Origin of the sequence: Pseudoalteromonas sp. Of7M-16, from assembly GCF_022347805.1 — a bacterium.
Classification (GTDB): Bacteria; Pseudomonadota; Gammaproteobacteria; order Enterobacterales; family Alteromonadaceae; genus Pseudoalteromonas; species Pseudoalteromonas luteoviolacea_F.
In genome coordinates this window covers 120,640-133,516 of sequence record NZ_JAKRFY010000015.1, presented here as the reverse complement: position 1 = coordinate 133,516, position 12,877 = coordinate 120,640, and the positions used below count along the sequence as shown (strand labels likewise).

Sequence of the window (12,877 nt, the reverse complement as noted above, 5' to 3'; positions counted from 1 at the left end):
GCGCCTTGGGCGCTTTTTTATTGCTCTACAGCATGCCGCAGATTATCGACGCATACTCAAGTTTGTAATCTTAGTCACATCGTTACCACACCACCTGATTGTACCACCAGAAGTGAATACATTCCCCGCAGCTTTGCCTGTCGTTACCATGGTCATTGCCATGCTATACAAACGGTTGTACTGGGCTTCAGAAAAGGCTGTGCTGTCTAGTAGGTATAGCTTACCACCAGCTGAAATCGCAAAATTTTCGCCACAATTAAAAACAAGATCTATTGACTTGCCAGACGGGTTAGCCATAGCGTTAAGAGAAGCGAACAAAAGAGAAGAGGCTAGTATTGTTTTTTTCATAAACATTTCCATTACTTATTTTATTATTGGAACGCAATAGTACCCTAACCAGAGCCGCCTTTCATTCAAAAACTGCAGTATTCTCCGAACCGGCCTTTGTAATTAAAGTGTCACTTTGTTTTCACTTTAAATACATATTAGTGTTTTATTTTTCTACTGTCTGTGGTATACCAGCATTACTCAAGTGTGTTTTTCGTGCAAATGGGGTAATGCTAAAACACATGTTTTGAGGTTAGTACATCAATAGGAGATATTCATGGATAGCCTAGACGATATGATTGAAGTAATAGAAAGTCCGGAACCAAAAAAGAAAACCTCATCGAAGGGGAAAAAAAGAAAGTGGCGTGAAATAGAAGCGCTTAAAGACCGACAACGCCTTCGTAAGGAATTAGAAGAACTAGACATATTCGCAGACAGCGTCGATTTAGACGAACTCGACTTTATTTGACATAAAGGCTCTATAAATTAGAGCCTTTTGTTTGTCTGAGCGTTTGCACTGGCATGTAAAAGCATGCCAGTAACTAGCTTACACTTGCCAATTAATGGGGCTTTTACCCATTGATTCGAGTAGTTTGTTAGTTTTCGAGAAGTGTTGACAGCCAAAGAACCCTCTGTGTGCTGATAGAGGGGACGGATGTGGCGCATGCAAAACATGGTGGCGCGACTTATCAATTGCTTTTCCTTTTTTCTGGGCATGTGCCCCCCATAAAAGGAAAACAACGCCTTCACAATGTTCGTTGAGCTGTGCTATCACCACATCGGTAAAACGCTCCCACCCTAAATGTTTATGAGAATGCGCTTGACCCTGCTCTACGGTCAATACCGTATTCAGTAATAATACCCCCTGCTGTGCCCAAGGTAGTAAATAGCCATGATCGGGTATCGTAAACTCAGCGATATCTGTCGCCAGCTCTTTGTACATATTCGCTAAAGAAGGTGGAGCTTTAACACCGGGCAATACAGAAAAACATAATCCGTGAGCTTGATTGGGACCATGGTAAGGGTCTTGACCCAGAATTACGACTTTAACCTCATTGAGTTCTGTAACTTTAAAAGCTTCAAACACCTGTGCTTGTGGCGGGAAGACAGTAACGCCTTCGTTACGCCTTTGTGCAACATAGTTCATCGTATCCTGAAAATAAGGCTGCTGTTTTTCTGCTCCTAACAATTCTTGCCATGTTGTCATGTTCGTTTTCCGTAGTAAGTTCGTGATGCATGCAGTTTATCACACATATCTTTCACGCCTGTCAGCATCCGAGTACTAAAGCGGTGCAGCATATCTGCATCGACTTCAATATACTGATTGTGCTTTACGGCTGGAATTTCGGTCCATCGTCCCCAATCGACTTTTGGAGGCTGTTTTTTTGCCTTTTCATTTGGAATGATAATAACTTGTGGGTGCTTAGCTATGACATTTTCAAGACTTATTTGGGGATACTCTGTTGTCGCATTAGCAAAGACATTGCGCACCTGGCACGTTGATAACGTTTGATGTATCCAGGTTTTTCCACTGACCGTCATCATAGGTGACGGCCATAATTGATAAAAGACATCGAGTGACGGCATGTTTTTATATTTTTCAACCAGTGCATGATAATCAGAAAGAAACTTATCAGCTTTCAACTTAGCTTGCGCTTCACGTCCAGTCAGTCTTCCCAACTTTATTAGCTCTCTCGGAACGTGATGAATGTCTTTTGCCACACTGTAAACCACAGGAATACCAAGCGATTTAAGCTTTTCAATATCTCCTTCTTTGTTACCACTTTGCCATACGATCACCAGATCTGGCTTAAGCGCCAAGACTTTTTCTAACTGAATACCGTGAAACCCACCAATACGAGGAATTTTTTTTGCAGCCTCTGGATAGTCTGCATATTCAACTGTACCCACTATTTTATTTCCAGCACCGATTGCATAGAGGTTTTCTACAATATGCGGTGCCAGTGCGACTATGCGGTTAAATGCTTTATCCGATTGTGCCTGCGCGCTCTTTGTCCAAACCAGCACAACTATAAATAGCATGAAAGCCTGTTTGACCATCAGTAGTCGAACCCTTTTTGTGCTTGAATGCCCGCTTCAAAAGCATGCTTAACATTCCTGACTTCACTCACCGTATCGGCCAACTCGGTCAACCGACGGTGTGCTCCTCGACCTGTGATGATCACAGATTGCATTTTAGGCCTGTTATTCAATGCCTCAATCACTTCATCTAAATCTAAATAATCGTAGCTCACCATATAGGTTAGTTCGTCCAATAACACTAAGTTAATATCATCGTCCTGAAGCCAAGCCTTCGCTTGTTGCCACGTCGCTTGAGCTGCTTGCGTATCTGTATCTCTATTTTGAGTTTCCCAAGTAAAGCCTGTTTTCATAACAGCAAACGGTACGCCTGCACTTTCCAACAAGTTACGCTCGCCACACTCCCAAGTTCCTTTAATGAATTGCACAACTGCCGCTTTCATACCATGACCGACACAACGCGCCACTGTGCCAAAACCTGATGTCGACTTACCTTTGCCGTTACCGGTGATCACTTGCAGAATGCCTTGTTCAATGGTGGCTTGTGCAACTTTTTGATCAACTTGCTCTTTGACTTTTTGTTGTCTCTCTTTATGCTTATCTTGGTTTTTATCTGTCATACTTGACTCCTATACGTCGAGTGCAAAAATCTTGTCTATATTTAGGTGCTGCTCACAAATATCAGCTAATTTTTCTAATTGTGCTTCGCGGTGTTTTGCTAAGTCAAACCCACCACAATCAAATTTACCATTGCTGGCCCACTGCAAAATCGCGGTACTGGTATCGGGATTATCGAACAAACCATGTAAGTAAGTACCCGCCATCAGATTATCGTTGGAAATAAAGCCATCCTTAACCGCGCCTAACGGGTGATCGACGAAAGTTAAAAATGGCCGCTCAAGTGCCTCACCCACACTCTGACCACAATGAATTTCATACCCTGATATATCAACTTTCCCATTGTTCAATAAACAGTGCCCTGACACATTGGTTAGTTGCTTTGTTTCTCTCAACTCGGTAGTTAAGGCGGCTAAACCAAGCGCCATGGTAAGCCTTTGTGACGATTCTATATAAAGCGGATCTACTATTTTTTGCCCAAGCATTTGCAGGCCACCACAAATCCCTAAAACTTTTCCTTGATACCTCAAATGACGCTCGATTTCCTGATCCCATCCTTCATTACGCAAAAAGGCCAAATCACTAATGACATTTTTACTACCTGGAATAATAATGAGATCAACGCTTCCAATCTTTTCTCCATGGCGAACATATCTCAAATCCACCTTGGGGTTTAGCCTAAGACTATCAAAGTCAGTATGGTTGCTAATATGAGGCAATAGTAAAACAGCAATATGTAAACTTGCATTATCTGTTCGGTTTTCTATTGTTACCGCATCTTCTGCATCTAAAGCTAAGTCATATAGATAGGGCAAAACACCCAATACAGGTTTACCAGTATACTCCTCTAGCCAATCTAATCCGGATTGTAGTAACCCGATATCCCCCCGAAATCGATTAATCACAAACCCTTGCACCAACGCCTGTTCTTGTTCACTTAACAGTGCCAAGGTACCAACTAGATGTGCAAATACGCCTCCTTTGTCGATGTCTGCAATGATAATAACGGGACAGTTTACTGCACAAGCAAACCCCATATTGGCAATATCATTTTCTCTAAGGTTGATTTCTGCTGGGCTTCCCGCTCCCTCTACCAAACAAAGCTGATAAGACTGTGACAAACGTTGATGAGACTCCAGTACAGCCTGCATAGCAACCGCTTTATAATCGTGATAGCTACCCGCTTCCATATTGGTCAGTGCCTGACCATGCACAATCACCTGTGCACCGGTGTCCGAGTTAGGCTTTAGCAAAATTGGATTAAAGTCGACACTTAATGGGACTTTTGCCGCCATAGCTTGGAGCGCTTGTGCGCGCCCGATCTCTCCTCCGCAAGGAGTAACCGCGCTATTAAGCGCCATATTTTGCGGTTTAAACGGGGCGACTTGCACGCCCTTTCTTGCAGCCAAACGGCATAAACCAGCCACCAAAGTGCTTTTACCCGCATCAGAGGTAGTTCCTTGAACCATTATTGTTTTCATTTTAAACCACGTTTTAAATTTAATGCCAAACCCGCCATCACAAAGTCCACGTGATCGGCAATGCTCGCAATCTCTTGATTCAATCGACCCGATTCATCAACAAATTGGCGACTTAATTCACCTAGAGGCACAATGCCATGACCCACTTCATTGCTCACAAGTATCACGCTTCCAGAAGTCGCCAACAACGCGTCAATCAGGTGCTTTTTTTGTGTTTGATATTCTGACCACTCAACCTCACACAAGCCGAATGTCAGCCAGAGTGTTAAACAATCCACTAATACACATTGTGAAGGTTTTAATTGAGCGATGATGGGCGCTATGTGCCAAGGGCACTCAATGACTTGCCAGCAGGGGTCTCTATTGACTTTATGATGCGCAATTCTGCGCGCCATTTCTTCATCTTTACTCTGAGCCGTTGCCACATAAATCAGCTCTTGAACATTACCTGAAGCCAACCAGTTTTGCGCCCTGTGCTCCGCCATCGAACTTTTTCCAGATCGAGCACCGCCAAGGATAAATTCTACGCGTCTAGTCATAAAAAGCTCACCACGCAATAAGTATAGATGGCAATTTCTGAGAGCTGCTGCGCTGCCCCTAAACAATCGCCAGTGTATCCGCCAAGTTGATGTCTGAACCATAGCTGACATAACCATCGCGTTACCCACAAAATGACAATGAGTGTTAGAATTTGCCAGATAGACACAAGAGAAAGCAGATAAGTCAAAAATAAAATCATGCCCCCAGAGGCATACAAAATTGTGCGACATTGAGTATTTAAGCTTTTAGCAATAGGCTTTACTTTACTTTGTGCATCAAGTTGAACATAAGGTAGTTTACCAATTAAACTCGTTGCACTAACCCGACTCAGGGTCTGTGCAAGCACCACACTGCACAGCAGTGCAGCTAAGTTTTCGCTCAGTGCAAGCATGAGTTGAAACTTACCGAGTAGCAATAATAATAACGCCACACTACCATAGGTACCCAGACGACTATCTTTCATAATGTCGAGTTTTTGTTGCCGACTCCATCCCCCACCAAAACCATCCCAAACGTCTGCAAATCCATCTTCATGAAATGCGCCTGTAAGAAGTAAGCTCGCGCCAAGTGTAAATACAATTGCCACACCAAATGGCAAGAATAGTGACATAGCCCAAAGAACTAACGCCATAAACAAACCAATGCACAAGCCCACACAAGCAAAATACCGAGCAGCTTGATTGATGTGCTCATCACTCACAGGAGCTGTTAGTTTGATTGGCACACGGGTGAGAAAAATAACAGCAAGTTTAAATAGAGAGAGTTGTCCCATATCATTTTACAACTTGCGTTACTTGCGCGTCTGAAAAGCTCGCCATCTCATTGTAAATTGCGAGTGCACTTTGAATTATTGGCAGAGCAAGCGCTGCACCACTGCCCTCTCCCAATCGCATATTTAAATGCAATAATGGCTCTACTTCTAAATAATCCAACATTTTCTTGTGTCCTTGTTCGTTTGAACAGTGGGCAAATATCATATAGTGCTTACAATGTGGTTCCATCGCAATTGCCAGTATGGCGGCTGCCGTAGCGATATAACCATCGATGACAATTGGTTTTTGTGCCTCGGCGGCGGCCAGTATTGCACCAACTATATGAACAATTTCAAACCCACCAACAGACAGTAAAACCTCTTCGGGTTTGGTGCTATCTAGCTTGTGCTTTGCTAATGCCTGTTTCACTAAACGCTGTTTCTTATTGACAACCTCCTGATTAACACCTGTCCCCTGCCCAACGGTCTGTGACGGAGGCAGTCCAGACATAGCTGAAAATATCGCAGCAGCAGAGGTCGTATTGCCGATACCCATTTCACCAAATGCAAAAAGGTTGCAACCGCGTTGTATGTCAGCTTCAACCAGCCGTTTAGCGCTCACAAACCCAGCTTCTAATTGGGCTAAGTTCATAGCACGTTGTTGATGGAATGGTGCTGTTATTGCACCGAGTCGACTATCGACGACATTGGACATTGGAACAGGGGTTAAAATTCCGCAGTCAACAACATTTAAATGCCACCCTAACTGACGAGCTAAAACACAAATAGCGGCACCGCCGCTTGCAAAGTTAGCAACCATTTGGCCCGTGACTTCGCTAGGCGCTATCGATACACCTTCTTTCGCTATACCGTGATCGCCTGCAAACACACTGATACTTGGCTCTTGAATAGCAAATTGCATTGACGACAGAGATCGCTCTCCAATGCCTTGTGCATAAATCAAAACCAGTTGTTTTGCCAGTGCTTCCAATTTACCTAAAGAGCCTTTAGGCTTGGTCTTCATATCTATTTTTTGCTGAATAAAATTGCTGTACGTTAAATCCAAAGGAGAGATCATTTTAAGCCTCATTAAATACTTGCGGTGCGTTTTCTGAACATAAGCAAAGAAAGAAAAAATACACTACCTATTGCTGCTGTGATAACGCCAATGGGTAACTCTTGATTTTCAATGATGATACGCGCTATGACATCTACCCACAGCATCAGCAATCCACCGCTTAAGGCAGTAACTACCATACCGAGTACGCGAGCTTGGGAAATGAAAAAACGCACAATGTGGGGGATCATTAACCCGACAAATCCGACACCACCACACGCTGCAACTAACACTGCCGTCAACAAAGAGCTTACCAGTAACATGCCCAAGCGTAGTCGATGAACATTAACCCCCAGCGTAACAGCACTTTCGTCCCCCAAAAGCAACGCATTTAAATGTCGCCTAAAGCAAATTACAATCACCAACCCACTTATTACAACAATCGATGGTAACCACATCCAAGCCCAATCAGCTCGACTAAAACTGCCGAGACTCCAAAATATAATGGCACTGACCGCTTGAGGATCACTCCAATACAAAAGCAAGCTAGTGAAGGCATTGAACAAGAAAGATAGCGCAACACCAGCAAGTAGCATATTTTCTATTTGTGCAGTTCCTTTATGATAAGCAATCAAAAGCAGCAAGCTCATTGCGCATATACTGCCAAGAAGTGCTGCCCCAGACATCGCTAACCCACTTTGAACCCCAAACAAGGTGAGTAGTAAAACTACACCAAATGATGCACCAGAAGAAATGCCAAAAAGATATGGATCAGCAAGAGGATTGCGAGTAACTGTTTGTAAAATCAGCCCTGCTGTTGCCAGCCCTGCGCCAGCCAAAAATGCGAGAACGGCTCGTGGAAGCCTGAGCTCTATTACGATTTTTTGCGCCAATTGTGTGTTGTCATATGACCAAAGTGCTAACCATACATCGTAAAAGTCAACCTGTACTGCACCAATGCTCAGGCTACAAACGAAGGTAAATAAACACACCAACAACAAAACGTTACTTGCCGCAAACCTCATCGCTGACTCCTTGAGGTACCGCTATTAATCGCAGATTGCAGTGACTGGTATTGATAGCGAATATGGGGAATAGCGTGCTCACGCTCAGCACATTGCTGCAAAGTTACATCCGCATTTACACCGAAAACTTGTGCAAGCATAGACGATGAGACCACACTTTGTGGTGAACCGTGCGCAACCAACTTTCCATTATTTATAACCAAAATTGAATCACATAATGCAGCAGCTAGGTTCAAATCATGAAAGGAAGCAACGACCGTGATCCCCAGTGATTTTGCCAATGCCATAATTTCAATTTGATATTTCACATCCAGGTGACTGGTCGGCTCATCCATCAGCAGCAAACTTGGGCTTTGCACAATTGCTCTTGCAATCATAACCCTTTGTTTTTCCCCTCCTGACAACGATTCGTAGGGCTGCTTTTGTTTGTAAGTCAATCCGACTTTTAATAGCGCTTCTTGAATGGCCTGTTTATCGCGCAGAGACACACTCGCAAATAGACTTTTATGGGGGGTCAAACCCATTGCGACCACATCAAACACCCCGAGGTTGAACTGACTTGGGATCTCCTGCAGTACAGCTGCAACTTTACGTGCATAATCTTGCCGGTTAAATTCCGCGATATTTTTACCATCTATCGTAATAGTACCAGATGTTTGATCTTGAAAGCGGTACAGGCATCGTAGCAATGAAGATTTCCCTGCTCCATTTGGACCTATCAAGCCAAGGAACTGCCCCTGTTCGATAGAAAAACTCATGTCAGTTAAAATGGATTTATTATTGATAACTAGATGTAGGTTACTAACTGATACTTGTGCTGCCGCCATAATTCCTCTTTTTCGGGCACACATCACTACAGCTTGCAAAACAAATGAAACATGTGGATGTAACTTAAGTGCGCCCGCTTAAGCTGTTATTTCAACCTTGGTATCTGGCTTTGTGCGGCTAGTCGATCTGACGCACTTACAGTTGCGGGGACAGCTGAGGGCTTGCACCTCATTCCCAAGTGATGTCGAAATAATTTTGTGTATTATGAAGTCTAGATGGCTAAAACACAACTTTGGGCCATGCCTTGCCATTTTCATCATAAAAAACGGTTACTTTAACCACGCAGCCATAACCAACTTCAAAACAATTTAAGTGACTTGAGACACCGTTAGGAAGCTCGAGCCAAAGTGCTAGCAACTGTTTTATCACGCCGCCGTGAGTCACTATCAAAACAGTGTCATCGGTGCGATCGGCAGTAAAATTGTGCCACCACAATGCGATTCTAGTGCTGAAGCTAATCATGGACTCTCCCTCTGGAACTGCGATATCCCAAGGGTTTTGCCAGAATTCACCAATACTTGGTTGAGCTGTATTTTGCCACAACCAATCATAGCTTTTGCCATCCCAAAGTCCAAAATCCATCTCTTGCAACTCATTTTCTATAGATAGGATGAGACCTGATTTTTCAGCATATGTTTGTGCTGGCTCCAAACAACGAAGTTTTGGGGAACTTATCACCCTATCAGGCTTGGAAAGAGAATCAAAAATAGTGAGTAATTGCTGATGACTAGCAGTGGTAAGGGGAGGGTCAGTTTTACCCAACAGCTTGCCCGACTGTGTTGTTTTGGTATGACGAACAAAATAAAGAGTTTGGATCATCTGATCAAACAGACAATAAAAACGCAGGATACCCTGCGTTTTTAAATCAATTTATAAAATTTGGTTTTCGCGCCAAGACTGTTCTTTCGCCAAACGCTTTTTACGCTTGTCACATGGATCATCACAATCACAAATTTTGTCGATACCCATAGAGCCTAAACCACCACAGCTGCTTGCCATTGATTTTTTCTGAACTATAACACCCACAGCCATAGCTGCAGCAATCAATACAAGTAATCCAAAGGTAAGAATAAATAGTGACATAGGCAAAGGCCCCTCAATAAACTAGCTTGGTCAATATCCAAGCAACTGACGGTATACTTTCGATATTATATATCTAAATCTGCCAAAGTTGAATGAATTTACCACACTAAAAGCAATGATATTTAACCTAATTCACTGGTTACTTTTTTACATCTAAATACGGCGCAAAAGCTGTACTTGAGAATGTCTCTAGCCCAGCATCGGTTTTACTAATCAAATATACTGGTAGGTTATGTTTTTCTGCATAAGCTCTCGCTCGTTGTGTCCCCATCACTGTGAGCGCTGTGGCCAGCCCATCGGCTGTCATTGCAGATGGATGCAATACCGTTACAGACACTAAGTCATGACGTACAGGCTTACCTGTACCTGGGTCAATTAAATGTGTAAATACTTCACCATCCATTTCGTAGAAAATTCTATAATCCCCAGATGTCGCGATGGCATTATTACCTGGCTCTACAACACGGTGAATTTGACGTTGCCCAGCAGGTGCATCCGGTTTTTCGATGGCGATACGCCAAGGTACACCTTCCGGCTTACTGCCCGAAATTCGAAGTTCACCGCCGATCTCTACCATATAATTTGAAAACCCTTTTTTCTCGATTAACTCAGCGACTTTGTCAATTCCGTAACCTTTAGCCGTAGCTGAAAATGACAGCTCTAAATGAGGCAAAGCTTTAGCAAGACCTTCTGAGGTGAGCTGAAGTTTATTCACCCCGATGTTTGCCTGCATAGCTTCAATTTCTGCCTGCAATGGCCTTTTAGTAGGCCTTTTATCCGGACCAAAACCCCACAAATCAATAAGAGGCCCCATTGTCACATCTAAGGTTTTAGTCGACTGACCTAAACGAATAGACTCAGCGACTACAATTCGAAAGTCACTACTGATTGGCATCACTGTGTTTGCATCAAGGCGGTTAAAACGGTTAATTTCTGAGTCCGGGATATATGTCGACATAGATTGGTTAACAGCAATCAAGGTGTCATCGACTTCTTTTTTAAAACGCTCCGCCTCCAGTGCTATTGGACCTGGGAAAACTTTAATATTGTAGGTCGTCCCCATAGTTTTGCCGTTTATTTCAACCGGCTTTTGTTGAGACTGCTGCTGTCCGCAGGCTGACAAGAAAACCACTAAAAAAACAACTGAGAATAAAGTGCCTAGTTTTTGCATCTATTTTTTAGTCCTTAAACAAAATAAAAAAACCCCTAGAGCGCGCCCTAGGGGTTTAATCTTATTAAATACGATTTATCATCATATCTAAATTCCTAATTAACCACCGAAGTCATCAAGTAGGATGTTTTCGTCTTCAACACCAAGATCTTTCAGCATGTTGATAACAGCCGCGTTCATCATCGGTGGACCACACATGTAGAACTCACAATCTTCAGGCGCTTCATGGTCCTTCAGATAGTTTTCTAGTAATACGTTGTGGATGAAGCCTGTGTAACCTTCCCAGTTGTCCTCTGGTTGAGGATCTGAAAGTGCTACGTGCCACTCAAAGTTTTCGTTGTCAGCAGCTAGGCCGTCAAAGTCTTCTACGTAGAACATCTCACGCTTAGAACGTGCACCGTACCAGAAAGACATCTTACGGTCTGAGTTAAGACGCTTAAGCTGGTCAAAGATGTGTGAACGCATCGGTGCCATACCTGCACCACCACCAACAAATACCATTTCTGCTTCAGTTTCTTTCGCGAAGAATTCACCGAATGGACCAGAAATAGTTACTTTATCACCTTCTTTTAGTGACCAGATGTACGATGACATCTTACCACAAGGTAGGCTTAGGTTATTTGGCGGCGGAGTCGCAATACGTACGTTCAGCATGATGATGCCAAACTCTTCTGGGTAGTTCGCCATTGAGTATGCACGGATTGTTTCGTCATCAACTTTAGATTCAAGGTTGAAGAAACCGAAACGCTCCCAGTCACCACGATATTCGTCAGGAATATCGAAGTCAGCATATTTAACGTGGTGAGCTGGCGCTTCAATCTGGATATAACCACCTGCGCGGAAAGGAACAACCTCACCTTCAGGGATACCAAGCTTAAGCTCTTTAATGAATGTCGCTTTGTTATCGTTAGAGATAACTGTACATTCCCACTTCTTAACACCGAAGATAGACTCTTCTACTTCGATTTCCATGTCAGTCTTAACAGCAACCTGACACGCTAGACGACAACCTTCACGCGCTTCACCTTTAGTAATGTGGTCAAGCTCAGTTGGAAGGATATCACCACCACCAGAGTGAACATGTACGCGACACTGGCCACAAGAGCCACCACCACCACATGCTGATGAAATGAAGATACCTGCATCAGCTAGTGAGCCTAGAAGCTTACCACCTGGTGCTGAAGTAATTGCTTTGTCAGCATCGCCGTTGATGCCAATCGTGATGTCACCGCTTGGTACAAGCTTCGATTTCGCTGCGATGATGACTAGCACCAAGATCACAACGATAGCGATGAACATACTTACGCCTAATACAATCGTTTCCATCGTATAGTTTCCTCGCTAATTAAAGTGAAATACCAGAGAATGACAAGAAGCCAAAGCCCATTAGACCTACAGTGATAAAGGTAATACCTAAACCACGAAGACCATCAGGAATATCAGCATACTTCATCTTCTCACGAAGACCAGCTAGCAATACAATTGCAAGCGCCCAACCCACACCAGAACCTACGCCGAAAACGACTGATTCTGCAAGGTTATAGTTACGCTCTACCATGAATGCTACCGCACCGAAAATCGCACAGTTTACAGTGATAAGTGGCAAGAAAATACCAAGCGCGTTATATAGCGCAGGGAAGAACTTGTCCAAAGTCATCTCTAGGATCTGTACGAGTGCTGCAATTACACCGATGAAAGTCAGGAATTTCAGGAAGCTCAAGTCCGCTTCAGGGAAACCAAGCCACTCTAACGCACCTGGTGCAAGTACTGCGTGGTAAACAATATTGTTTACCGGTACAGCAACACCTAGTACGAAGATTACAGCAACACCAAGACCAAATGAGGTAGTTACTTTCTTAGATACCGCAAGGAATGTACACATACCTAAGAAGAAAGATAGCGCTAAGTTTTCAATGAAAACAGCTTTTACAAATAAGCTAAGATAATGTTCCATCT

The 12,877-nt window shown here is 43.4% G+C and carries 16 protein-coding genes and 1 riboswitch; of the genes, 1 reads left to right on the top strand and 15 read right to left on the bottom strand.

Translation table 11 applies throughout. From position 1 onward, the window contains the following. Positions 1-42: 42 nt before the first annotated feature. Positions 43-348, bottom strand: coding sequence for a hypothetical protein (locus MHN81_RS16255; RefSeq protein WP_023399581.1), 306 nt, complete (start codon positions 346-348; stop codon positions 43-45). Between the two features lie 256 nt (positions 349-604). On the opposite strand from MHN81_RS16255, the gene MHN81_RS16250 reads away from it, so the two are divergent. After that, positions 605-796: a DUF3545 family protein gene (locus MHN81_RS16250; protein ID WP_023399580.1), complete on the top strand. Its 192-nt coding sequence runs from the start codon at positions 605-607 to the stop codon at positions 794-796. A 78-nt stretch (positions 797-874) separates the two neighbouring features. Here MHN81_RS16250 and ung read toward each other — a convergent pair whose 3' ends face one another. The 14 genes from ung to nqrE all read right to left on the bottom strand — a co-directional run bounded on the left by ung (position 875) and on the right by nqrE (position 12,875). Further along, positions 875-1,534, bottom strand: coding sequence for a uracil-DNA glycosylase (gene ung / locus MHN81_RS16245; RefSeq protein ID WP_023399579.1), 660 nt, complete (start codon positions 1,532-1,534; stop codon positions 875-877). Continuing rightward, positions 1,531-2,388 carry a cobalamin-binding protein gene (locus tag MHN81_RS16240; protein ID WP_239426217.1) on the bottom strand — a complete coding sequence of 286 codons (858 nt, stop codon included), beginning with the start codon at positions 2,386-2,388 and terminating at the stop codon, positions 1,531-1,533. Before MHN81_RS16240 ends, ung begins: the two co-directional genes overlap by 4 nt. Continuing rightward, positions 2,388-2,987 carry a cob(I)yrinic acid a,c-diamide adenosyltransferase gene (gene cobO, locus MHN81_RS16235; RefSeq protein WP_239426216.1) on the bottom strand — a complete coding sequence of 200 codons (600 nt, stop codon included), beginning with the start codon at positions 2,985-2,987 and terminating at the stop codon, positions 2,388-2,390. The genes MHN81_RS16240 and cobO overlap by 1 nt, the downstream gene beginning before the upstream one ends. 9 nt (positions 2,988-2,996) lie before the next feature. Further along, on the bottom strand, positions 2,997-4,466 hold the full coding sequence (locus tag MHN81_RS16230) for a cobyric acid synthase (protein WP_239426215.1): 1,470 nt from the start codon (positions 4,464-4,466) through the stop codon (positions 2,997-2,999). After that, the gene (gene cobU, locus MHN81_RS16225; protein WP_239426214.1) at positions 4,463-5,005 is read right to left on the bottom strand and encodes a bifunctional adenosylcobinamide kinase/adenosylcobinamide-phosphate guanylyltransferase; all 543 of its coding nucleotides are present in this window, start codon (positions 5,003-5,005) and stop codon (positions 4,463-4,465) included. The genes MHN81_RS16230 and cobU overlap by 4 nt, the downstream gene beginning before the upstream one ends. Beyond that, the gene (locus MHN81_RS16220) at positions 5,002-5,778 is read right to left on the bottom strand and encodes an adenosylcobinamide-GDP ribazoletransferase (RefSeq protein WP_239426213.1); all 777 of its coding nucleotides are present in this window, start codon (positions 5,776-5,778) and stop codon (positions 5,002-5,004) included. Before MHN81_RS16220 ends, cobU begins: the two co-directional genes overlap by 4 nt. A gap of 1 nt (position 5,779) precedes the next feature. After that, positions 5,780-6,835 carry a nicotinate-nucleotide--dimethylbenzimidazole phosphoribosyltransferase gene (gene cobT / locus MHN81_RS16215; RefSeq protein WP_239426212.1) on the bottom strand — a complete coding sequence of 352 codons (1,056 nt, stop codon included), beginning with the start codon at positions 6,833-6,835 and terminating at the stop codon, positions 5,780-5,782. A gap of 11 nt (positions 6,836-6,846) precedes the next feature. Further along, positions 6,847-7,839 (bottom strand): iron ABC transporter permease, encoded by a 993-nt coding sequence (locus MHN81_RS16210; RefSeq protein ID WP_239426211.1) that lies wholly within the window; start codon positions 7,837-7,839, stop codon positions 6,847-6,849. Beyond that, a complete protein-coding gene (locus tag MHN81_RS16205) occupies positions 7,836-8,666 on the bottom strand; it encodes an ABC transporter ATP-binding protein (protein WP_239426210.1) in 831 nt (276 codons plus the stop codon). Before MHN81_RS16205 ends, MHN81_RS16210 begins: the two co-directional genes overlap by 4 nt. Positions 8,667-8,743: 77 nt before the next feature. Further along, positions 8,744-8,880, bottom strand: a riboswitch (cobalamin riboswitch). 6 nt (positions 8,881-8,886) lie between these two features. Then, on the bottom strand, positions 8,887-9,486 hold the full coding sequence (locus tag MHN81_RS16200; RefSeq protein ID WP_239426209.1) for a histidine phosphatase family protein: 600 nt from the start codon (positions 9,484-9,486) through the stop codon (positions 8,887-8,889). Between the two features lie 51 nt (positions 9,487-9,537). Beyond that, the gene (nqrM, locus tag MHN81_RS16195; protein WP_023399569.1) at positions 9,538-9,750 is read right to left on the bottom strand and encodes a (Na+)-NQR maturation NqrM; all 213 of its coding nucleotides are present in this window, start codon (positions 9,748-9,750) and stop codon (positions 9,538-9,540) included. A gap of 139 nt (positions 9,751-9,889) precedes the next feature. Next, on the bottom strand, positions 9,890-10,921 hold the full coding sequence (locus MHN81_RS16190) for an FAD:protein FMN transferase (protein ID WP_239426208.1): 1,032 nt from the start codon (positions 10,919-10,921) through the stop codon (positions 9,890-9,892). Positions 10,922-11,020: 99 nt separating this feature from the next. Next, positions 11,021-12,247 carry an NADH:ubiquinone reductase (Na(+)-transporting) subunit F gene (gene nqrF, locus MHN81_RS16185; protein WP_023399567.1) on the bottom strand — a complete coding sequence of 409 codons (1,227 nt, stop codon included), beginning with the start codon at positions 12,245-12,247 and terminating at the stop codon, positions 11,021-11,023. A gap of 19 nt (positions 12,248-12,266) precedes the next feature. Continuing rightward, a complete protein-coding gene (nqrE, locus tag MHN81_RS16180) occupies positions 12,267-12,875 on the bottom strand; it encodes an NADH:ubiquinone reductase (Na(+)-transporting) subunit E (RefSeq protein ID WP_023399566.1) in 609 nt (202 codons plus the stop codon). Positions 12,876-12,877: the final 2 nt, after the last annotated feature.